Source organism: Trichormus variabilis 0441, from assembly GCF_009856605.1.
GTDB lineage: Bacteria > Cyanobacteriota > Cyanobacteriia > Cyanobacteriales > Nostocaceae > Trichormus > Trichormus variabilis.
Genome location: NZ_CP047242.1, coordinates 80,209 through 103,246, shown reverse-complemented (window position 1 = coordinate 103,246; position 23,038 = coordinate 80,209). Strand labels below are relative to the sequence as shown.

Sequence of the window (23,038 nt, the reverse complement as noted above, 5' to 3'; positions counted from 1 at the left end):
CCAACTTCTTCAAGAAGTCAGGGATCTTGTCAACTATCTGATTTAAGCTACTACAAGGCTCTTATCTACTTGTGGAGCAGGTACTTTAGATTCAACTGCTGTACCCTTGAAGAAGTCGGGGTTAGCTTGGGTGTAGAACTTGTAGGGATTAGCGAAGACATAAGCTTTAAAGTCAGCTTCGGAAATCACACCTTCTTGTACCAAATCCCAACTTTCTGCTAGAGGATCTGTGAGGTCGGGTACATCCCAGTGACCAACATCTGAGGAATAGATGGCGTTGATTTTCACACCCAGGGGATTGGCTTTGTCGTTGAATGCAGCTGCAATGGTGCGATCGTCAGACTCAGAACCAAAGAAGAAGCTATTTACCCAGCGATCGCGGATATCTTCAATGGTTTCAATCCCAGCCGCCGCAAAGTCTTCTAGTTCGCTACCAATGGGCGAGCGACTATGACGGTTGAAGGAAGAACCTAGTACAGTCTTTTTCAGTTCTTCTTTGCTGAGGGGGTGTGCTTGCAAGAATTCACTACCAAAACGCTCAAACAACGCGTACAATTCATCAAAATTGGTCAGGTCTGGGTTGTAGTTTTGCAGACCTTTGAGACTCCGTTTGGAGAATCTGTCTACCAAATGGATGTAAACGTGTGCGCCCCAATCAGCACCACCTTCCAACATCGCTACGCGCAACTGTGGGAAACGCTTGGTAACACCACCAAAGAACAACGCCTTCGCAAATGCTTGTGAACCATCGGCAAAGTGACCGATGTGGTTGTTCATGTAGTTGCTGATGGAAGAGCGTCCAGTCCAACCTTGGCTACCATAATGGGTAGTAATAGGTACACCCAACTCAACTGCCTTTGCCCAGAATGGATCGTAATCATATTCACTATCCAATCCGTAGAAGTCAATGTATGAAGCATACTTAGCAACTTCTGGGTATTGATCTGCTGGGTACTTATCAGCGATCGCTTTAATTGGACGCTTCACGCCACCAGGAATATTTGCTACTTTTAGTCCTAGTGTTTTTACTGCAAATTCTAATTCTTCAACAGCTTCTTCAGGAGTACCCATTGGGATACCAGCAACTACAGTCAAGCGATCGCTATATTTGCGATACAAATCAGCATGATAGTGATTTACAGCCCGTTGCAATGCTTGACGGTTCTCTTTGCTAGCTCCAGCCGGTGCTAAAACATTATTCGGAAACAGCACCGAATAATCTGACCCTTGCTCTGCCTGACGCTCATAGAATAGCTCAGGAAGAGTGTAAGTAGCTAAATCCAATGTGTTACGGGTAACTCTCGCCCACCAAGGAGAGCGAATTGTCCGGTTATATTGACGTTCTTCGGGAGTTTGTTGATACCAGTCTTTACCGTTGCTCTTGGAGTTAAGACGAGAAGATTCTGCCTTGCGCAGTTCATCTACCAGTTTCGAGCCACCATATTGAGCAATGTAGTCCTCAAGGGCTGGGGTGAAATCGTTAGTATGAACGTCAGTGTCGATGATTGGATAATTGAGTTTCGCTTTGATAGCGGCGGAACGAGAACTTTTTAGTCTGCTATATTCAGTCATATTTTTTCCTTGCCTACAGCAAGTTACGTAAATAAAAAATTACAGAAACAGTGCTGAGAAATGAGTTATGAGTGCCGAGTACAACAAAGCATGGGTGATATTGATGACAAAAAGAACTCATAACATACTGGCTCAACGAGGGAGTGTCTACAGCACTCGAAACTCATTACTCCTTTGTTTGTAGTCAGGACTGTAGTCCTGATTTTGGATCTTCAAGTTAAGAGGATGTTTGAAAAGTCCTATGCTTAGTAGCAAAACATTTTAGATCCCCCTAAATCCCCCTTAAAAAGGGGAGCCACTGTGTTGGGCGGCTCTGCCGACTTGTAGCAAGTGGCGTGGACTTTAATTCATTTTCCCCCCTTTTTAAGGGGGGTTAGGGGGGGATCAACAAGTGCTTAAAATCACAGCCAATCTCTTTTCAAACAACCTCTAACTTGTCAGACTACTAAGCCCTATTTATTTACGCCAAAACCAATCTTTCATTCACTTGTTTGACAGCAAATTGATTCTCAGGACGACGTAGCCCCAGGTTTTCCCGCAAGGTAGTACCTTCATATTCAGTACGGAACAATCCCCGTTTCTGAAGAATGGGAACGACTAGGTTCACGAACTCATCTAAGCCTGTAGGTAGGATTGGTGGCATGATATTAAAACCATCTGCTGCACTATTGTTAAACCATTCCTCTAACTGATCAGCAATACTTTCGGGAGTACCAAGGATTGTGCGATGACCTCTGGCAGTGGCAAGAGCCAGATATAACTGTCGTAACGTCAGACTCCCACGAGTCGCTAAATCTTTGACTAATTTTAGACGACTCTTATTATTGTTGGTGTCGCCAGGTAGTTCTGGAGCAATATCATCTAAAGAATATTTCGACAGATCCAAACCTTTGTAGTATCTCTTTAAAATGCCCCAAGCGACATCGGGATGGATTAATGATTGCAAAAATTCGTATTTCTCTTGAGCTTCTTCCTCAGTCCGGCCAATAATTGGGAAGGCCCCAGGCATGATTTTTAGGTCATCTGGAGAGCGTCCATATTTTGCCAATCGGCCTTTTACGTCAGCGTAAAATTCTTGGGCATCAGCTAGGGTTTGATTAGCAGTGAAAATCACCTCAGCAGTACGCGCAGCTAATTCTCTTCCAGCTTCCGATGCCCCAGCCTGGACAATCACCGGATAACCCTGAGGCGGACGAGCAACATTCAACGGGCCTTTGACGGAAAAATATTTACCTTTGTGGTTTAGTACGTGTAGTTTATCCGTATCGAAATAAATACCAGATTCTCTATCACGGATGAAAGCATCGTCTTCCCAGCTATCCCACAACCCTTTAACCACTTGTACAAACTCTTCTGCGCGTTCATAACGTTGGCTATGTTCTGGGTGATGCTCAAGACCGAAATTACCTGCGGCACTCTCGTTACCTGTGGTAACTACATTCCACCCCGCCCGGCCTTTACTCAAATGATCTAGCGAAGCAAACTTACGCGCCAGGGTGTAAGGATGTTCATAAGTAGTCGAGGCAGTGGAAATAAAACCAATGTTTTGGGTGACAGAGGACAGCGCTGAAAAGAGGGTGACTGGCTCAAAATGAGCAAGTTTCCCATTGCGTTTTTGTGTCTCTGGTTCACCACCCCAAACTCCTGGGCTGTCCGCCAAAAAAACTGCATCAAATAACCCACGTTCAGCAGTTTGGGTAATTTCTTTGTAATGGTCAAAATTTGACCCTGCATCTATTTGTGCATCAGGATGTCGCCAAGCCGAAATATGATGTCCAGTAGCTTGAATAAATGCTCCTAAACGAAACTGGCGTTTTTTGCTCATCGGCTTTCCTCTTTATTTTAGATAGTTAAATTAATTCACTCTCAAGTACCAAACAAATCAAGAGTAAATAACTCTCATTTCCCCTCTGCGAGTACCTCTGCGATACTTTGCGTTAAAAAATCAAGTTAATGCTTCCAAACAACTTGAATTGTGGCTTTGAGTTCTTCTGTAAAGTGTCCAGAAGGCTCAACCGCTAGTAATGCGTCTTTGATATCTGCTTCAAATTCTTCAGCTTTGTCACCATAGAAAATTTTCAGCGAGAAAGCTGTAGTGTATAAGTAGCCAAGATAGCTAGAGACTGTCCAAGATTTCTCAAATGTGACTTCATGCACTTCCTGGCGAGCAAATTTTGAATTGGCAATTACGACTTCGTGGGGAGGATCAACTGGTTTACGAATCCCTTGCCCTCGTTGTCCAGTTCGTCGCTCTTCACCTAACCATTTTTTCACCACTCCAATTGCAGCCTGTTTCCAAGGTAGAGGGCTTTTCCAAGGATCATCACCTGTATTCAGGAGTGCGATCGCACCATCATCTGCCAGCAATTCATAAAGGCGCTCTAGTACAAGTTGGCGTTCCATCCAATGAAAGGCTCTGCCAATGGTAGCTAGTTTAAATACCCCAAGACTAGGGTTAATCAGTTCTGCTCCTTGTTCTAGCCAAGTAATATTATTTGCTCCTGCCGTTGCTGCTTGGCGTTGCGCCTCTTTGAGCATCTCCGGATCGGGATCGATCGCCACTACTTCTTGGAATTTGGTGCTGAGAGGAATGGCAATTAAACCTGGGCCAGTACCCAAGTCTAGTAGTCTTCCTTGACCATTCAAATTAAATATTTCCGTTAGCTTGTCAAATACGGCAGGCGGGTACTTAGTTCTGTATTGAGCATAAACTTCAGCAGCACCCTCAAATAATGTTGGGTCGTATATGGGAAGTGTTTTCAGTTGGGTCATAAGTTGATTTTTGGGTGAATCAATACTCTATTGAGGTATTGGGGAAATTATTCAGAATATTTCTTAAGTCTGTGATGGTAAGACAAATCTAGAAATTAGAAATTGTACTAAGTAAAGGCCGAAATCCTTACCAAGCTTTTTGTATCACTTGGAAGATGGATAGGGCGTTTCACTACTACTGGCATCAGGTACACAATTAATTTTTGCCTGAAAAATATTTAAGTACTTCAGTCGGCAAATTAAATACCGTAGTTTATTTACATCAAACTACTATAAACCGACTGATTTACAGTATTTTATTCTGTTACAGAGTTTTCCATACTTACGATAAAAATGCAAGTGTTACTTCACACAAGTTTGCTAATGTTTTTCTCTTATAAAAATATATCTTTAGGGGCTTGTTTTTTTTATTATTTTATGCAAATATCCAAAATTAATAGTTAAATTACTAAAACCAGATAGATTTTTAGTAGTTTAGTTACGGTTAAAATTTTAGGCTAATTCAACTTCTTACTCCTCAATGGAACATCCCACTTGCTACGTTTCTTGCCTGGTTTGTAATCCTCAACACCGTTTAGTCTTTGCCAAAATTTTGTAAGGCAATCATCTGAAGAAGATTTGTCCTCAGAAGGATATGTGATTGGGATGTCAATATCCTGTGAGGTATTAGCAAGTAAAGATTTGTCAATTTTCAGTGCGTAACTCAAAAGAAGCGATGTTTAAAATTTTATGGAATTGTGGGCTAGTTGTCCCAGCCCTTTTTAATGTGCTTTTCATTCTTTCTTCAGGTGCAATGGCAGAAGCCCCACCGCAGGCGATCGCACCGGAAACACTGAATCTATCTGAATCAAAATCAGGGATTGAGGAAACTTCGTCAAATAGTGTAACTCAGGCTGAATCAAATCAGATTGCCAATGTAGAGGTAATTGGCGCGCCTGATTACTTACTATCTCAAACAGAAAATCTATTTTCTCAAGAAGATATCACAGATGAAGAAAACCCCATAGAACAAGTTACATCTGTTTCTCAGTTATCTGATATTCAGCCTACAGATTGGGCATTTCAAGCTTTACAATCCCTGGTGGAACGCTATGGAGCGATCGCAGGTTATACAGATGGTACATTCAAAGGCGATCGCGCTCTTACCCGCTATGAATTTGCGGCTGGTCTAAATACTGCTTTAGACCGGTTCAATCAAATCATTGCCAATTCTACAGCAGACTTAGTTAGACAAGAAGACTTAGACACAATCAAGAAGTTAAGAGAAGAATTTTCTACGGAATTGGCTGCACTGCGAGGAAGACTTGATACAGTAGATGCAAAGTTAGAAACCATCGAGAAACAACAATTTTCTACTACAGTTAAACTCACAGGTCGAGCGCAGATAGTTATTGGCTCACTTTTTGCTGGTAATAACGTTATCACTGGGCGGCCAGCACCCCGCGTAGTAACACAGCAAGGATCAGTGTCTTTGCGATTAAATGCCAGCTTTACAGGTAAAGATTCACTGGGTATAACGCTGGGGGGAGGAAATATTCAATCATTAGGACAAACAAGAGCTGGATTATTAGGCACTTTTGATGGCAGAACTGCTGATAACTCCAGTATTACCAGACCACCCAATGATATTTCTGTTAGTGGTGTACGTTATCGGTTTCCTTTTGGTTCAAATACCCAAGTCAACATTTATGCTTTATCCGATGGAGCTAATGAGCTAGGTTTTACCGTTCCGATTAATCCATACTTTGAAAGTAGTCTAGCAACTGGTTCTAATGGGATTTCCCGATTCTCACGACGAGCTTTAGTCTATCAATATGGAGATGCTGGCGGTGGAATAGCAGTACTCCACAGATTAAATCAACAGTTCCAATTGGGAGTAGCTTATAGCGCACCTAACGCCAATAACCCTGGCCCCAATACCGGCTTCTTCACAGGCCGATATTTAGCTTTAGGACAGATACTATACACCAGTCCTCAGAGGAATTTTCGGGCGGCTCTAACTTACGTTAATACTTATAGTCCACCAAACGCCCAAGGTTTAAGTGGAACAAACTTTGGCCCAGCAGCAGGAAGTAACTTGGTCAATAGCACCGTAGCAGGAACGGGGACAGTAGCAAATCTTTACGGCGTACAAGCTTTTTATCAATTTAGTCCCAAGTTTGCTATGAATGGTTGGGTAAGTTATGGCGCACACCGCTATTTAGGACGCGGTGATGGCCGAGCTATGGATTGGGCTGTAGGAATGTCGTTCCCGGATCTTGGAAAAAAGGGAAGTCTAGGGGGATTGTTTGTGGGTATGGCTCCAACACTGATCAGTCTTGGCAAAAATGTGAATTTGGGAGCAGGCTTAGGACAAGCAGACAAAGACCTTTCCCTACATATTGAAGGATTCTACCAATACAAAATTAACGATAAAATCGACATTACACCAGGTTTTATTTGGGTTACAGCGCCAGATTCCAATGCCAACAATCCTGATAGTGTATATGCTTGGATTCGTACTACCTATAGGTTTTAGGTACGTATTAGCGTGGCAAGCCTTAAATAGTGCATAAAAAAAAGTTTCTTTACTGTAGGCATCTTGCCTACACTGGAAGAGCTAGAAGCCCATTCCACAAGAGAACTATAATGAATGGAACATTTTAGCTTTGCCGCGCTACTACCTCTAATCCACTACTTTAGCTGTGTCAGTCCAGTAGGGTGGGTTAGCAACAGCGAAACCCACTATTGTTCTGGGCTGGATAGTAGGTCATGAATCATCTATCATCCTCAGGAACCCTGGAAATGGTTTTCTAATAGGAATCCCCTTAAACATAGGAAATTCGTGACAAAAGCTTTTTTGGGGTTGATTTTTACTAGATTTCGTGTAAGATTAGTTTTAATCTACGGTAATTCTCTCGACATACAGTATTTTGCAAAGGTGACACCCTAACGACAAGGTAATTTTTTTGTTGATTATCCGTTGTTTTCTGCCCCTGTCTGAGCAAAGCTAACATCACACGTCTCAGTGCTATTGACGAAATAGCTGTCAATGAGAACCTTGTAAAACAACTAACTTAGACCTTATGACTATTACTCTGAACAATACTAAAAGCCACGAAAAATCACTGGAAGTATTATTCAACAACAAATACGCAAATAAAATCATCCCTTGGATAGTACCTTTTATAGTGCTGTTACTTTGGGAGATTTCTTCCAGAACTGGTTTACTCTCTAGCAGAATTTTACCAGCACCCAGCAGTGTAGTTTTTACAGCATTTAAGTTAGCTTCAACTGGAGAGCTTTTCCAACACATGGGAATTAGTGCTGCACGAGCTATATCTGGTTTTATAGTCGGCGGCGGAATTGGCTTTGTTTTAGGATTACTTACTGGGTTTTCTAGGCTTTCAGAACAATTGTTAGATAGTTCTCTACAAATGTTGCGTACTATTCCCAACTTGGCATTAATTCCCCTAGTAATTTTATGGTTTGGAATTGGTGATCAAGCCAGATTATTTCTTGTTTCTATAGGTGTATTTTTTCCGATTTATCTTAATACCTATCATGGAATTCGGAGTGTAGATCCTGGTCTGATTGAAATGGGCAGAGTCTACGGCTTAAAAACACCCCAACTCTTGTGGCAAATCGTATTTCCTGGGGCTTTAGCTTCAATATTAATTGGTGTCCGGTTTTCCTTGGGTATTATGTGGCTTTCATTAATTGTAGCTGAACAAATTGCCGCAGATTCCGGTATTGGCTATATGGCAATGAATGCCCGTGAGTTTATGCAAACTGATGTTGTGGTATTAAGTATTGTCATTTATGCACTACTAGGTAAACTAGCAAATTCTATAGCCAAAGCTCTAGAAAATAAATTCTTAGCATGGAATCCCAATTACAAACCTGCTGGGTAAAAACTAAGAAATAAATTGTGAATTCCTTGAGTTTAGTGTTGCCTAAGCATCAAATTATCAAGATTGCTATAACTCGATTATCCATAAAAAAGGAGAAACACAGATGGTTGCAAATTTAAAAGGTTCACGAATCAATATTTTGGATCTAACTAAGGCTTTTGGTCATAAAACCGTTTTAAATTCATTAAATCTAGAAGTAGCGCCTGGAGAGTTTATTGCTATTGTGGGGCGTAGTGGTTGTGGTAAAAGTACTTTATTGCGCCTTGTATCAGGGTTAGATAAACCCACTACAGGCGGTATTTTGCTAGATGGGGAACCACTCCGTAAACTTAGTCATTCTGTTAGAGTGATGTTTCAAGAACCGCGTTTATTACCTTGGAAACGAGTGATTGATAATGTGGGTCTAGGATTACAAGAAAATTGGCAATCAAAAGCTACATGGGTATTAGAACAAGTAGGACTTAAAGATAGAGCCGGTGAATGGCCTCATGTATTATCTGGAGGACAACGACAACGGGTAGCATTAGCCAGAGCATTGGTGAGTCAACCACATTTACTACTACTGGATGAGCCTCTGGGTGCATTAGATGCGTTAACTCGTCTAGAAATGCAATATCTCATCGAAGATTTGTGGCGAGAGCGAGGCTTTACGGCATTTTTAGTCACCCATGATGTAGAAGAAGCTGTGGCGTTGGCAGATAGAGTCATAGTAATTGAAGAAGGACGGATTATGTTGGATTTACCCGTAAGATTGCCACGCCCACGAGATAGGGCTAGTGAACTATTTATCAATATTAGAGAAGCTGTACTAGAGCAGGTTATGAATAATGAAAGTAATAATAAAAATCAATTATTGCAGATGAGTCATTAATAGTTATATTGGGAGCATGACTTTTGGCAGAAATACTCAAGTAGCTCTTAAACTATAACTGTTGCAATCTATTAATCAGGCAGTGTTGACTTGATTCTGCACAACCAAGCTCTAAAGCCAATTACCCACCAATACAAATGCTGACCAATAAAAAGGATGTTGAAAATCAGCATTTTGCAAAAAAGTTAGTTGAGTTTGTCGTAATGCTTCTGCTTTGCTGATACCCGGTTGTCTGAGGTGTTTATAAAATTCCACCATAAATTTAGCAGTAGACTCATCTTTTACTGACCAAAGAGTAGCTAGAGTGCTGCGCGCACCAGAACGTACTGCTACCCCAGCCAAGCCTAATATAGCTCGATTGTCTCCTTTTGCTGTTTGGCAGGCACTGAGAACCATTAATTCTACAGGTGTAGATTGTGATTCGTTTCTGGCTTGCAGAAATTCGCTCAATTGTTTAACATTAATCTTCTCATTCCAACTGAGAATAAAAGTGTCATCAGACTGGCTACTAAACTGACCATGAGTGGCTAGATGTAACACCGAAAATGGTGTTGATTCTATAGCTTGCTTAAGGTTGGTGTCGGTAAAATTTTCATTTAAAAGTAGTTTTGAAGAAACTTCCTCAGAAATTTCTGTTACCTCCGATTTAACTGCTGGTAAAGCTTTAAAGCCTTGCCGTGATTCACTCAGGGCAGCTGTCATCAATTTGAGATTTTCACGTTTGAGCGATCGCGCTGGCATCAACTGCATCCCTGGAGATAGTGCTAAACTGTATTTCTCTAGCAAATACTGTTTGCCATCATGTAAAACTGCCATTGGGATATTACGTAAAGAACCATCTAACACAAAAGCTAGTGTTTTGACTCCACTTTTGCTTAACTCAGATTCCAGAGGACGTATGAGCCAATCATAAAGTTTTTGAGAAACATTTAACCTTTCCTCATTTGAGAAAATTGGGTTGAGAGATTGGCGTGTTTGTTTAATTATGTCTTCCATTTCCCTGGAAGATAGGACTGTTCGATAACTAGAGAGGGGTTTGCCAGGAATAGATAAAATTACTTCTAAGCGATCGCCTAAAATAATTGGATAGATGACGGCTGCTTGTTTGTCGATTTGATCGATTTGCTCTGGTTTAGCGTTTAAACAAGCTTCCCGAAAGAAATTATCTAACTCTGCTAATTGCAATGCTTCGATTGTCTCTCGTGCTAATTTTAAGTTTCCTTGACTGGGTTGGGGCGATTCTAGTAGTATATCCACCAACTCCCGATAAATTGGTTCCACACTCTCCTGAAAAGAAAACTGAACATCACGATTAATCGCTACTAAGTCACTACGCAGAGACTTGAGAGTTTTCACAGAATTATCGTAAGCTGCGATCGCACCCTGATGGTCACCTTGTTTTTTCAAAATACGCCCAACTTGCCAAGCCGCTTGATAACTAATATCAGTAGCGTTAATCTCTTGAGTAATTTGTAGTGCTTGTTGGCTCAGTTTTAAAGCGTCACCTAACTGCTGCTTCTCAAAGTACAATTTTCCTAACTCATTTAAAGCATAAGCTTGAGCGCGCAAATCACCCAGCATTTGAGCCTGTAGTGATGCACGGGCTAAAATTTGCGCTGATTCTCGATATGATATGGACTCATTACCATCTAGCTTTGACCATTTAGTCAAATTACGAACAAAATTAATTGCTGCATAAATAGACATCCGACTAGCAGGCAGTTTCTCCAATTGCCACTTAATTTCTGACAATAAAGCCTCAGAGGGTTTGTTGCGTCTAGTTTGTAAATAGAGACTAATTTGATTCAACTGTGCATCGACGCGTAATTGAGAATTACTTGTCTGAGCTACAACTTGTTGATAATAGTCAAAAGCTACCTCTATTTGTTGTAAATCTCTAGCCGTATTTCCCAGGTTAAACAGAATATTGCTAATGTCTGTAGCGGAATTTAAGTCTTTACTAATCTTTAAACTCTGCTGTAAAATTTCTTGAGATTGTTGCACATCTCCTACTAATTGGAAAGCAATTCCTAAACTTTGTAATGCTTTGGCTTTAATGATAGAATCTGGCTGATTTTGCAGCTTTTGATGCAAATTAACTAACAACTGCTGCCCTCTGCGATATAATCCTAAAGCTCGCATTGCTTGGGCTTGGTTAATTTGGCTACCTAGCTTTCCCACTTCATCACCAGCTACTGCATATGCACTTTCCGCATCTTGCCAAGCTTTTAAAGCTGCTTGTGCCTGTCCTGTTGAGAGTTTGAGATTACCTAGAGTATTCAGAGCTACTGCTAAGATAGCAGAGTTTCCTTGTTTCTGGACATTGAGATGTTTTAATATGTTTAAGCTATGAGTAATAGAAACTTCTGCATTTGGCCAATCCCCTAAATTCTGATAAGCCAAGGACAGGTAACTTAAACTCCAAGCTTCATTGAGAATATCACCTTGGTTTTTAAAGCCAATATATGCAGCTTCCCAAAATTTCACAGCTTCAGCAAAGCGTCCAGACTCAAATGAACTTCTACCCTGATGTAGTCGATATTTGGGATTGGAAGAGTCAATAATGGAGGATTGCCGTAAACTTGAGTCTACTTCCAGATTTAATTTTGATATTTGGACTAGTTGCTGATTAGTCTGTGCCGATACTGTAAGATTCGTGGTTATTAAAAAGCAAGTTAGTCCTCCCAAAGAGACCGCATATTTAGTGAAATTCAGCATATATTGGTTTATGTGTATAAATTTGATATCTACTAGTAATCTTGCTTGAGTAGAGAATTTATCAGTAAGTTACCTGACTGGAATTTCCATTAAAAATTCTGTTCCTTCACCTAACACAGAACAACATCTTAATCTGCCATTATGTTGCTCTTCAATAATTTGGCGGCTAATAGATAAACCCAAGCCCATACCTTTACCGCTTGGTTTAGTGGTAAAAAACTGTTCAAATATCTGTTTTTGTGTTTCTGCTGACATACCCACACCACTATCTTTGAAGGTAACTATTAATAATTCTTCTTCCTGCTTCCATACAGTTTTGATGATGATTTTATGATTTTGATTGTTTTGCATATCTGCTGTTTTTTGACATAACTCATCAATAGCATCAATAGCATTAGCAATCATATTCATAAAAACTTGATTTATTTGCTCAGGATAACATTCACATACTGGGATATCACCATAGTCTTTGATTATTTCTATGTCTGCACGTAGTTTATTACCTTTTAAGCGATGCGATAAAATTATTAAAGTGCTGTTGATACCTTCACGGATATCAAAAAAAACTTTCTTAGATATATCTGAACGGGAAAAATTGCGTAAACTATCGCTAATATTATTAATTCTCTCTAATCCTGTATCAATTGCAGACATGAGCTTTGGTATATCTATTAATATTTTATCTAATTCTATTATGTTGGCGTTTTGAGTAATATCTATAACTGGATGCGGGTAATATTGATGATAAAGCTGTAAATGCTTAGTTAAAGCATTTATATAATTACGAAGAAATCCTAAATTACCCATCACGAAGTTCAGAGGATTATTAATTTCATGGGTAACTCCAGCAACTAACTCTCCCAAAGTGGATAATTTGCCACTTTGGACTAAGTGTAATTGAGATTCCTGGAGTTTATGCAAAGTTAGAGAGAGTTGTTGTGTACGTTCTTCTACTAATTTATCCAGTTCTTGGTTTTTTATTTGCAGTTCTTTAGTTAAGAAGCTCAATTTTAAATGTACTTGGATTCTTGCTAAAACCTCATCTAAGTTAAAAGGTTTGGTTATATAGTCTACTCCACCTGTGACAAGACCTAATACCTTATCAAATTGATCTGTAAGAGCCGTCAAAAAAATAACTGGTATATGTTTAGTAGACGATTTTTTCTTGAGTTCTGTACAGGTTTGGAACCCATCTATTCCCGGCATCATCACATCTAACAAAATTATATCTGGTTGGGCATATTCAGCTTCCTCAATAGCGCTTTCACCATCAGTTGCTATTAAAGCTTCCCATCCCAAAGAAGAGATAGCATCTGATAAAACTTTTAAATTTGTGGGATTATCATCTACAATTAGTATTGTTGCTTTTTCAAAGATGTTAAAAATTTTCATGATGTGCCAGTTTTTAAATATTTTATTAATTCGCGGATTTGTTTAATTTGAAAGCTATCGCATAATTGTCTAACTTGTGTCACAAAGCCGGTAAGATTACCAGTGGCATCTAATTCCTCTATTTCATTCAATATTATTTGTATTCCTTTGATGTTGCCTCTCATAGACAAATCCAATAGCTTATCAAGCGCTGAAATTGGCGGCGTAACTATCAATTGATGTTTATTAAACTGAGACGGTTGATTTTCAGAAACTTTTGTTTGTTTGCTATCTTCTATATAAATCCAATCAAGTTGTAAATAATCTTGTAAATACTGGAGTAATTTATCAATTTCTAAAGGTTTTGGTAAAAATTCATTTCCTCCTATTTGCAAGCTTTTTTTTCTATCACTTTCAAACACACTGGCAGAAGATACTAAAATGGTGACGTTGGATGTTTGAGGTAGACTTCTTAAGGTTTGGATCATTTCAAAGCCATCTATAACTGGCATAGCTAAGTCAGTAATAATCAAATCAGGCTGATTTGTTACTGCTATATTTAATCCTTCTTGTCCATTGGTGGCTTCAAGGCATTCAAAACCAATTGATCGTAAGAAATTACAAATTATAGAACGGTTTTCCCATTTGTCATCTACAACGAGAATTCTTGGTTGTTTGCCTTGAATACCGATAATTTTTTTCTTATGAAATATACTAGATGTTTGTAACCAGTGACTGATAATATTTAAATTTAAATCTAGCCAAAATTTGCTACCAGTTCCCAAAATGCTATCTACTTGAATTTGACCACCCATTAATTCAGCCATTTTACAACTAATAGCTAGACCTAATCCGGTACCTTCTACTTGTTTACTTTTATCTCCTACTTGCTCAAAAGGTAAAAAAATCTTTGTCAATTGTTCAGGAGTCATTCCCACTCCTGTATCTTCCACTTGAAATCTGATTTTGTGGAAATTGGCTCCTACTTCTAGGACTTGTATTGTGAAATTGACTCCACCTGTCTCAGTAAACTTAATGGCATTACCAAGTAAATTAATTATTATTTGTCGTAAACGTTTTTCATCAGCATTAATTGCTTGAGGGAGATGGGGATCTGGTAAATAATGAAAAGAGATACCTTTTTGTAAAGCACGAATACGGCACATTTCTACTACTCCTGTAAGGAAGTAGGAAAAATCAAAATCCGTATTGTGTAATTCCAGTTTTCCCGCCTCGATTTTGGACAAGTCTAAAATATCGTTGATGAGAGTAAGCAAGTGAGAACCACACTGATGAATAATGTTAATGCCTTCTAATACTGTCGGCGCTATGTTTTCAGAGCGTTCTAGGATTTGTGCGTATCCTAAAATCCCATTGAGGGGTGTACGCAACTCATGACTCATGCTTGCTAAAAATTCACTTTTAGCTTGATTGGCAACATCAGCAGCAATTTTGGCGGTTTCTAACTCTTGGGTGCGATCGCGCACTTTTTCTTCCAATGTGCGAGAATAATCTTGGAGTTGCTGGTTAGCTTTTTCTAGTTGTAATTGTTTATACAGATTAGTAGTAACAATTATAGACAGAAAAGTTGTCAACAGTGGTGACATTACAGGAATCCACCAACCAATCATAAATGCAGTATAGCTACTACCGAAGATTATACTTGTACTCAATAAAATCACCAGAATCGGCCATCCTGGTAAAGACTGTTTGCGCTGAGAGTTGACTTGCAACCCATACCAAGTAACAACACTATTGATAAAAGACCAAAAAAATATCAATAGCCACTCTGCTTGCTCAGAACAAACTCGCAACAATGGTCTACCATCAAGAGCAGCACTTAAAATTTGGCTGACTAAATTGGCATGAACTACTACCCCAGCCATGCGTTTCTCGTCATCCTGCACATTGTGACTGTAACCAACGTTAACAAAATCATTAATACTCTTAGCCGTAGTTCCAATCAAAATAATGCGATCGCGTATTAATTCTGATGATATAGAATCATTGAGGATATCCCGCATTTTCACAGTGTCAAAATTACCTTGAAAACCACGGTAATTCAACATAATTTGGTATCCTCCAACATCTGTACCTCGATAACTAAATTCTTCGCCAGTCAAAGGTGTAAATACTGCTTTCCCTAACCGTAAAGAAGTGCCAGTTGGATTTAGTTCCTCTAAAGCAATACCTTTACTTTGAAGATACATCAGACTTAAGCGAGGTGCTAATCCTAAAAAAATTTTCTCCTCACTATCACCAGCAGATAATAAACCGCGCCTGACTTTACCATCTGTATCTGCGACTAAATCAGCAAGTGCAATTTGACCTAGTTCAGATAAAGTAGGTGATGGAGCAACTTGATCCCCTACTAATTTTTTGATTCCAATTAAGTTAGGCGTAGATTTAATCACTCCCACCAATTCTTGATGACCTGGTTCTACTGGCAAATCTCGATAGATATCCAAGCCTATAGTTGCTGGTTTTTGTGCTTTGAGTTTAACAATTAGCTTGGCTAAAATCAGGTCAGGAATAGGCCATTTGCCAATTTGAGTGATGTCTTGTTCATCAATAGTAACAATTAAAATCCGTTTGTCTATTGATTCAACAGGACGTAGAGCATAATATTGCTCCATCATGTTCCATTCCAGCAGTTGAAATAACCCCGCCATTCCTCCAGTCATGACGCATATTGCCACGACTGGTGCTGTCATGAATATACTGCGCCAATCTTGGAAACATACCTTGTGTATATAGCCGATAATTGTTTTTGCAGATGACCTCATTAGGTGTTTGTATTCAAGATGAAAAGTTTTGCAATTCAAGAAAGATAAATATTAATTTCTAGAGAAGAAGCACGAGTGAAAATTATTCTCATGCTCTTATTTTGTCTAGTTTTGCTTAATTGGCAAGAGGTACTTCAGCGATCGCACTCAAATCAACAGACCTTAATAATTCTTGCCAAGAAGTAGTTACAGTTGGATTATTTGGTTGTTTTCTCTTTAATTCGGCCAGAGTAGCCAGCGAATCATACCAGATGCCCATATTAGCTAGCTTGGATGCTAATTGTACAGTAGGTTGATGACTCAAATTACGATGAGATTCAACTCGACGAATCCATCCACTGACCCAAGGACTATCTGGCTCTAATTCTTCAGTACAAATCATCACTAAAGACCATTGATAATTCTGACCTATTTTTAGCGCTGACACTGAACTAGGAAGTTTAATTTCTATCACCCCAGGTTTCTTAGATAAGTGTAAGATTCTCTGGTAAGATTGTTTTCCTCGTTCATCTTGCAGAGCAAAAAGTGCTGTTTTAGCATTCGTTTGAGGAACATAAACAAATATTGTCGGACGTTCCGCTACTGTCAAACCGATGTTAGTTTTTGGTAACAATGGTGTAACTGAGGCTTGAATAGTTGCACTCACATCAGCACCGCAACTAGAAGCATCACGAGATGCTCCTCCAATTGATTTTTTTGGAGCTTGTGCTTTAGGTGGTCTGAACGTTACCTGACCCATACTGGGTGTCATTCCTATGGGAATCGAGGATAAAGAAATTAACCACAAAATTACCAATAATTTTGGTTGGAAAAGATATTTATTTTCTCTTGCCATAAATTTTGAAGACTTTCTCAAAGTAATTTAGTGCGGATATCCTATTTTTAAGGATTATATTACTTACTATTATTCAATGTTATTATTTATTATATTGCATCAGTATAATTACTATCACCATGTTTTTAATAAATAGTAAGGATTTAATCAGAAATCTCTTGATGTCCTCATATGAGAATTTCATGAAAACTTATTTGTTTGTATAAAAGAAATTCATGAAGTCCAATAATAATTTAAAGTAAAGCTTGAGTGATTACTGAGTAGAAAAGCTGATATTCTGGTTTTTATAGGCATTTTCACTTTCATGATTCATGAATATGCGCAATCTCCAATACTTAATTGAAAATACTTAAGATTAATCGATAAAAATTTTAACTAGAAGTCTAATATTTTATGTGAAATAAATTAAAAATACATTACTAGTATTTAACTTTAAGAAAACAACATACTCAAGAAGATTGATTACTGACTTCTATATAAAAAAATTTTTTGTTTTTACAAATATTTCATATCGAAACATCACAATAGTTTCTATATTAGCAATTGATATATTGATTACTGATAAATTACTGATATGATCTGCAAACAGTACAAGAAAATACATACAAGCATATCTCATCAAACCACTCAAATTGCTCTGCATACGGCAAAACCACTCTTAGCTTTAGCCACATTGATAGTAGCTGATGTACCAGCCCAAGCCATTACATTTAACTTTACCTATCAGCCTGGAATCACACAGGAACAGATTGCAGCAGTTGAGTTAGCAGGAAATATTTGGTCTGCTTACTTACAAGATATAGATGTTGTGGTCAACATCCATGTCGAGATGACTGAAGGGGTTTTAGCTGAGGGTAAATTGGGCGGTACAACCCCAGCAATTAAAAAAATCAACTATGACAAGTTCAAAGAGGGTTTGGGTGCAGATGGTACGGCTAATATCTATCAGTTGCCAACATCTATCTACAGCACTGATAAATATAGAACTAGACTAGCAGGCGGCATCATCAATAACAGTAACTATGAACTGCTGACAACTACAGCCAATAATAAAGCCCTCGGTAATGACTTGAGTGGAGATGCTTCTGAATTAGATGCCTATATTCAACTGGAAAAATCGACTAATTGGAGTTATAGGTACGCTGGGGGCAAAATTGAACAGAACCAATATGATTTTGTTAGTGTAGCTGTCCACGAAATTGGGCATAGCTTGGGATTTATTAGTGGTCTTGATGCTTTGAGTGGTTTAGCTTTACCTACGGCTGTTGATATGTTTCGCTACTCAACTGAGAGTACCAAACAAAGAGCAATTGATTACACAGTGGGTGGAACTAAATACTTCTCAATCAACGGAGGACAAAATCCATTTAACTTTACTCAAATGGAAGGAAGCACACCAACTGTATACCAAGCAATATTTTCCAGTGGCGAAAACACTCTCTTGGGAGGCGATGGGGAGCAGGCTAGTCACTGGAAAATAGACAGCCAAACCTATTTAGGGATTATGTCCTCAACCATCAGCATGGGAGGAATTAAAAAAATTTCCAGACTCGATCTCACCGTCCTCGATTACATTGGTTGGCAGGTTGATTATTTCCCAATCATCAATTTGTCCGTCCTATCCACAAATGCCCAAACCAAAGCACAAAAAATTTGGGATTCACAATTCGATAGTAATACAAATAACGATGCCATCCGCGATCGCTCTTCTGATGTGCAGCAAATGATCCAAAAAAGTGGCATTTATAACTGGGGTTGGAGTGGTTATTGGCAAACAGCTCATCCTGCACCATAGCTACCAATCAGTATGAGTACTGAAACGAAAACAGCACTTACGCAAGCGTCACAATCAATTCTTAGTATTAAGGATAACTAATATGCCTCCAAATCGTTGGAAATCTCCGCCTTTGTTGGGATTACTCACACCCCTAACCTTAGCTGCTTCAATGGCTGTAAGTGACACTCCAGCCCAAGCCTTACAGTTTAATTTCACTTATGCACCAGGGACAACCCTTGACCAAATGCTTGGTTATGAGATGGCTGGTAGATATTGGTCAAATTATTTGGCTGATGATGTCACCGTCAATATTTTTATTGAATCGACCAATATATTACCTACTAATGTGATTGGTGGGGCGATACCGGGGGTAACTTCACAAAGTTATAATAATGTGGTGAGAAGACTACAAGCAGATATCACCTCATCTAGCGATCGCACAGCTTTAAATACTATATATAACCAATGTAATATCAGCCTTACATTCAGCAATGGATCATGGCAAAATCAATGCACAGGATATAAATCTTTAACCAATACCTATAAATATGGACTAGCTGACTTAGAGTTTCAGTCCGATGTGAGAAATATTAATCTCACCCGTGCTAATGCCAAAGCTTTAGGAATTATTAGTGCTAATGATCCTGGTTACGATGGTTATATTCTCGTGAGTAACTTAGGCAATATTACTCGGCCTCTCTCATGGAATTATTTTTCTGCCACCAACGCTAGTAACACTATTCCTACTGCCACTGTAGATTTTTTTAGTGTAGCCGTACATGAATTAACTCACACCCTCGGCTTTGTCAGTGGTATAGACTCACCTGAATACGCAGATTTATTGACAAAAAAGTTATGGTTCACTGATAGTGATATGTCTAAATATGGCTACTTGATGGATATGTTTCGTTTATCTCAAGATAGCCGCTTTTGGAATAGGCCTGATATATCCGTTGGTGTGGATACAGTATTATCTATTGATGGTGGTATGACCAAGTTAGGTAATTTGTCTTCTGGAACTACCAAATTGCGAGGAGACGGTAATCAAGGCAGTCACTGGAAAAAAGATGGTATCTATGATGGCATTATGGAAGCTGCTCTGCGTGCAGGCGGTACAAGAAAACTCGTCACCAATAACGATCTGACTACTTTAGATATCTTGGGGTGGAATCTCCAACAGAATAATCAAGACCTACTCACTATCTTCAATAGTGCCAAATCTGGACTTGCCACTAAGATGGGAGTCACTACTAGTTGGATCGATGCTAATACCAATCAAGCTGCTTCACTTCTGACACCACAATATATCGATGCCAATAACAATAGCTATGACGATCGCGGTGAAGCCCTCAATAAAATGATCACTAGCAGTGGTACTTATAATTGGGGCTGGAGTGGCTATTGGTGGGGCTGGAGTGGCTATTGGTGGGGTTGGAGTGGCTATTGGCAAAATACAGATAATTTAGCTACGGATGGCTTTTGGCAAAATTTCGCCTGGGAAACATTAGACGAATTTGATGATGGCAACTCTGACCATTTGAGTGGGTCTTCTCAAGCGCAATCTGTACCAGAACCCACTACTATCTTTGGATTATTAGGAATGGCTGTACTTGGCATTGCTCCCAAACTCAAGCGCCGTTGTGAAAATTAGCAAGGTGGAAGAGTTATATTGTTAGTTTCATAATTTTTTGGGGAATTATACCTTAGTTACCAAGAAAGACAATATCCCATCCACAAACATCACCTCTATTAATTTTAATCAATCTCATTTGTCCCACTTGCTAACAGTCGAATTGATGTTTGCAAGGGGATTTTATATTACATAACTGAGCAAGAAATTTATAAAGCCTAAAATGTTCAACTTACAAACAACAAAAATTTTATTTTTTTTTACATTGTGTCTAGTGCTAGAAACACCTTTAAAAGGATTAGCACAAACTCAACTGAACCCTGATCATACTCTACCCACTAATGTCAATAGTATTGGTGGTGTGTACGATATTACTGGCGGCAATAGACCGAATAATGGTGCTAATCTTTTTCACAGTTTCCAAGATTTTTCAATTCAATCAGGAGATACTGCTAGATTTATTTACGATACAGGAATTAGCAATATCATCACACGGATTACGGGAGGGTCACCTTCCCAAATTAACGGGACTATTCAAACACTTCTCAATGGTACTAATAATATAGGTAATGCCAATTTATTTCTGATTAATCCACATGGAATTATCTTTGGTGCAAATGCCAAATTAGATATAGGCGGCTCATTTATTGGGACTACAGCAGATAGTATCAAATTCAATGATGGGAAAGAATTTAGTGCTATCAACCCTACAGTTAACCCGATTTTGACTGTTAATGTACCTATCGGTTTACAATTTGGTTCTCACCCCACCAGCACCATTCAAGTACAAGGTTCAGGCAACAATTTCCAACTCAATCCTGATTTATCTGTTGATAACAGTAACCGTCCATCAGGATTGAGCTATCAAACCCCAAATGCTCAGACTTTAGCACTAGTTGCAGGCAAGGTGGAATTAGCTGGAGGAAATATTACTGTACCCCAGGGAAGAATTGAATTATGGTCTGTGAATAGAGGTGAGGTGACAATCACCAATCCTAGTGGACATCTGCAACTACAACCCACACCAGGAATTAGTTACGGTAATGTTGACCTTGTAAATGCTGCTTCTGTAGATGCTAGTGGTAATAGTGGTGGTTCTATCGAGGTGCGAGGGCAAAATGTGACTCTCGACAACGGTTCAGTCATAGTTACAGATACCACAGGTAGCGGTTCTGGAGGGATATTGAATATATCTGCATCAGAGGTATTGACTGTTAAAGGCTTTGTTTTGAACCCTAATAACCAGATATCTAGCGGTATATCAGCTGATGTTGCTTCAGGTGCAAGTGGAGAAGGAGGTAAAGTCACAGTTACTACAAAAACTTTGCAAGTGAGCAATGGGGGTCAAATTTCCAGTGGTACTTTTGGCACTGGAAATGCTGGAGAATTGAACGTTACAGCTCAGGATGTGCAGATACGTGGTATTTCTCTCTTTGGGCCTAGTGGTTTATTTGCTCCTGTTGCTCCTGGCGCAAGAGGAAACGGGGGAAACTTAACAGTTGAAACTAATAAATTACAAGTTACTGATGGTGGACAGATATTTACTAATACCTTGGGCTTTGGTAAAGCTGGTGACTTGAAAATTCTCGCTCAAGATGTAGAGGTCAGTGGTGGGACAGAATTTGGGCCTAGTACCATTGCAGCCACAGTCCAAAAGATATTGAGTATTCCAGAGCCAGCTGCAACTTTTTTAGGCGCTGGTTTTGGTAATGCTGGTAATTTAATCATTGAAACCAGCAATTTACGAGTTACTGACGGGGGTCAGATTGCTGTTAGCACCTCTGGGAATGGCTCGGCTGGTAACATGACAATTAATGCTAACTCAGTAGAATTAGCAGGTACTAATCAATTTGGTCGTAGTGGTTTATTCGCTAATGCTATTGTTGGTAAAGGTCAAGGTGGCGATGTTAATATCAGTAGCGATCGCTTAGTTGTTCGTGATGGTGCAACTATTAATGTCAGTAGTTTCCTTAGTAGAGACCCAGGAAATCTGCGGGGTTTAGCTGGAAAAGGGGCGGCGGGAAATATAAATCTCAATTCTGCTGATATTTTACTAGCAAATCAAGGGATCATTACTGCTGATACTAATGCCGGGGATAAAGGCAATATTACGATTCAATCGGACACCCTGCAAATACTACGTGGTAGTCAAATTAGCACCAATGCGCGCAATAGTGCAGTTGGGGGAAATATTAATATTACTACCAATACTTTAGTTGCTTACGAAAATAGTGATATTAGTGCTAATGCTCAAAAAGGTTTTGGTGGTAGGGTAGTTGTCAATGCCAAAGCAGTTTTTGGGATTCAATTCCGTCCCCAACCGACTCCAGACAGTGACCTGACGGCTTCTTCTGATTTGGGTGCGGAGTTTAATGGTACTGTAGAACTGAATACACTAGATGTTGATCCTACTAGCGGATTAGTGAAGCTACCGACTAACTTTAGCGATCGCTCACAGCAGATAGCTAGTGGTTGTAGTGTGACGCAAAAGAATCGTTTCGTTGTTAGTAACCGTGGTGGCTTACCCACCAACCCTACCGATACCCTCAGAGGTGAGATAGTTTGGTATGATGTCCGTGATTTATCCAATGAAGTAGCTAACTCAACAGCAGGCAGTAACTATCAAACTGTTAATAATCAAGAACCAATTGTTGAGGCTCAAGGATTAATTGTTGGTGCAGATGGTACAATGCAGCTACTAGCATCCATCCCACAGGTAACGCCTCTCACTCCGTGGCAAGTATCACCTTCATGTGATGTTAAACCCTAAGATTTTATCTATTTGGCTACAGCTATGTTTAGTACTTTCAAAG

At 39.3% G+C, this 23,038-nt stretch carries 13 protein-coding genes; 6 read left to right on the top strand and 7 right to left on the bottom strand.

Annotated features, from left to right (window positions below; translation table 11 throughout):
- Nucleotides 1–42: 42 nt before the first annotated feature.
- The 3 genes from GSQ19_RS00375 to GSQ19_RS00365 form a co-directional block, all read right to left on the bottom strand.
- Nucleotides 43–1,572: an amidohydrolase family protein gene (locus GSQ19_RS00375; protein WP_011320825.1), complete on the bottom strand. Its 1,530-nt coding sequence runs from the start codon at nt 1,570–1,572 to the stop codon at nt 43–45.
- Nucleotides 1,573–2,032: 460 nt separating this feature from the next.
- The gene (locus GSQ19_RS00370) at nt 2,033–3,397 is read right to left on the bottom strand and encodes an LLM class flavin-dependent oxidoreductase (RefSeq protein WP_011320824.1); all 1,365 of its coding nucleotides are present in this window, start codon (nt 3,395–3,397) and stop codon (nt 2,033–2,035) included.
- Nucleotides 3,398–3,522: 125 nt separating this feature from the next.
- A complete protein-coding gene (locus GSQ19_RS00365; RefSeq protein WP_011320823.1) occupies nt 3,523–4,344 on the bottom strand; it encodes a class I SAM-dependent methyltransferase in 822 nt (273 codons plus the stop codon).
- A 715-nt stretch (nt 4,345–5,059) separates the two neighbouring features.
- On the opposite strand from GSQ19_RS00365, the gene GSQ19_RS00360 reads away from it, so the two are divergent.
- From GSQ19_RS00360 to GSQ19_RS00350, 3 genes are all read left to right on the top strand, one after another.
- Nucleotides 5,060–6,862 (top strand): iron uptake porin, encoded by a 1,803-nt coding sequence (locus GSQ19_RS00360; RefSeq protein WP_011320822.1) that lies wholly within the window; start codon nt 5,060–5,062, stop codon nt 6,860–6,862.
- A gap of 547 nt (nt 6,863–7,409) precedes the next feature.
- Nucleotides 7,410–8,237 carry an ABC transporter permease subunit gene (locus tag GSQ19_RS00355; RefSeq protein WP_011320821.1) on the top strand — a complete coding sequence of 276 codons (828 nt, stop codon included), beginning with the start codon at nt 7,410–7,412 and terminating at the stop codon, nt 8,235–8,237.
- Between the two features lie 103 nt (nt 8,238–8,340).
- On the top strand, nt 8,341–9,108 hold the full coding sequence (locus GSQ19_RS00350; protein WP_011320820.1) for an ATP-binding cassette domain-containing protein: 768 nt from the start codon (nt 8,341–8,343) through the stop codon (nt 9,106–9,108).
- Between the two features lie 111 nt (nt 9,109–9,219).
- Here the strand turns inward: GSQ19_RS00350 and GSQ19_RS00345 are convergent, their stop codons facing one another.
- From GSQ19_RS00345 to GSQ19_RS00330, 4 genes are all read right to left on the bottom strand, one after another.
- The gene (locus tag GSQ19_RS00345; RefSeq protein ID WP_011320819.1) at nt 9,220–11,826 is read right to left on the bottom strand and encodes a CHAT domain-containing protein; all 2,607 of its coding nucleotides are present in this window, start codon (nt 11,824–11,826) and stop codon (nt 9,220–9,222) included.
- A 69-nt stretch (nt 11,827–11,895) separates the two neighbouring features.
- A complete protein-coding gene (locus tag GSQ19_RS00340) occupies nt 11,896–13,218 on the bottom strand; it encodes a hybrid sensor histidine kinase/response regulator (RefSeq protein WP_011320818.1) in 1,323 nt (440 codons plus the stop codon).
- Entirely contained in the window at nt 13,215–15,983 is a 2,769-nt protein-coding gene (locus tag GSQ19_RS00335; RefSeq protein WP_011320817.1) for a CHASE2 domain-containing protein, read from the bottom strand. Before GSQ19_RS00335 ends, GSQ19_RS00340 begins: the two co-directional genes overlap by 4 nt.
- Nucleotides 15,984–16,098: 115 nt before the next feature.
- A complete protein-coding gene (locus GSQ19_RS00330) occupies nt 16,099–16,818 on the bottom strand; it encodes a DUF928 domain-containing protein (RefSeq protein ID WP_011320816.1) in 720 nt (239 codons plus the stop codon).
- Nucleotides 16,819–17,392: 574 nt separating this feature from the next.
- On the opposite strand from GSQ19_RS00330, the gene GSQ19_RS00325 reads away from it, so the two are divergent.
- The 3 genes from GSQ19_RS00325 to GSQ19_RS00315 all read left to right on the top strand — a co-directional run bounded on the left by GSQ19_RS00325 (nt 17,393) and on the right by GSQ19_RS00315 (nt 22,995).
- A complete protein-coding gene (locus GSQ19_RS00325; protein ID WP_011320815.1) occupies nt 17,393–18,613 on the top strand; it encodes an NF038122 family metalloprotease in 1,221 nt (406 codons plus the stop codon).
- Nucleotides 18,614–18,695: 82 nt separating this feature from the next.
- A complete protein-coding gene (locus GSQ19_RS00320; RefSeq protein ID WP_011320814.1) occupies nt 18,696–20,246 on the top strand; it encodes an NF038122 family metalloprotease in 1,551 nt (516 codons plus the stop codon).
- Between the two features lie 253 nt (nt 20,247–20,499).
- A complete protein-coding gene (locus GSQ19_RS00315; RefSeq protein WP_224311816.1) occupies nt 20,500–22,995 on the top strand; it encodes a two-partner secretion domain-containing protein in 2,496 nt (831 codons plus the stop codon).
- The last annotated feature ends 43 nt before the right edge of the window (nt 22,996–23,038 follow it).

What these genes read in the sequence shown, in the direction of transcription:
- GSQ19_RS00335 (WP_011320817.1), bottom strand. Translation starts at nt 15,983, where the DNA reads ATGAGGTCATCTGCAAAAACAATTATCGGCTATATACACAAGGTATGT.
- GSQ19_RS00330 (WP_011320816.1), bottom strand. Translation starts at nt 16,818, where the DNA reads ATGGCAAGAGAAAATAAATATCTTTTCCAACCAAAATTATTGGTAATT.
- GSQ19_RS00365 (WP_011320823.1), bottom strand. Translation starts at nt 4,344, where the DNA reads ATGACCCAACTGAAAACACTTCCCATATACGACCCAACATTATTTGAG.
- GSQ19_RS00355 (WP_011320821.1), top strand. Translation starts at nt 7,410, where the DNA reads ATGACTATTACTCTGAACAATACTAAAAGCCACGAAAAATCACTGGAA.
- GSQ19_RS00350 (WP_011320820.1), top strand. Translation starts at nt 8,341, where the DNA reads ATGGTTGCAAATTTAAAAGGTTCACGAATCAATATTTTGGATCTAACT.
- GSQ19_RS00370 (WP_011320824.1), bottom strand. Translation starts at nt 3,397, where the DNA reads ATGAGCAAAAAACGCCAGTTTCGTTTAGGAGCATTTATTCAAGCTACT.
- GSQ19_RS00360 (WP_011320822.1), top strand. Translation starts at nt 5,060, where the DNA reads ATGTTTAAAATTTTATGGAATTGTGGGCTAGTTGTCCCAGCCCTTTTT.
- GSQ19_RS00340 (WP_011320818.1), bottom strand. Translation starts at nt 13,218, where the DNA reads ATGAAAATTTTTAACATCTTTGAAAAAGCAACAATACTAATTGTAGAT.
- GSQ19_RS00320 (WP_011320814.1), top strand. Translation starts at nt 18,696, where the DNA reads ATGCCTCCAAATCGTTGGAAATCTCCGCCTTTGTTGGGATTACTCACA.
- GSQ19_RS00375 (WP_011320825.1), bottom strand. Translation starts at nt 1,572, where the DNA reads ATGACTGAATATAGCAGACTAAAAAGTTCTCGTTCCGCCGCTATCAAA.
- GSQ19_RS00325 (WP_011320815.1), top strand. Translation starts at nt 17,393, where the DNA reads ATGATCTGCAAACAGTACAAGAAAATACATACAAGCATATCTCATCAA.
- GSQ19_RS00345 (WP_011320819.1), bottom strand. Translation starts at nt 11,826, where the DNA reads ATGCTGAATTTCACTAAATATGCGGTCTCTTTGGGAGGACTAACTTGC.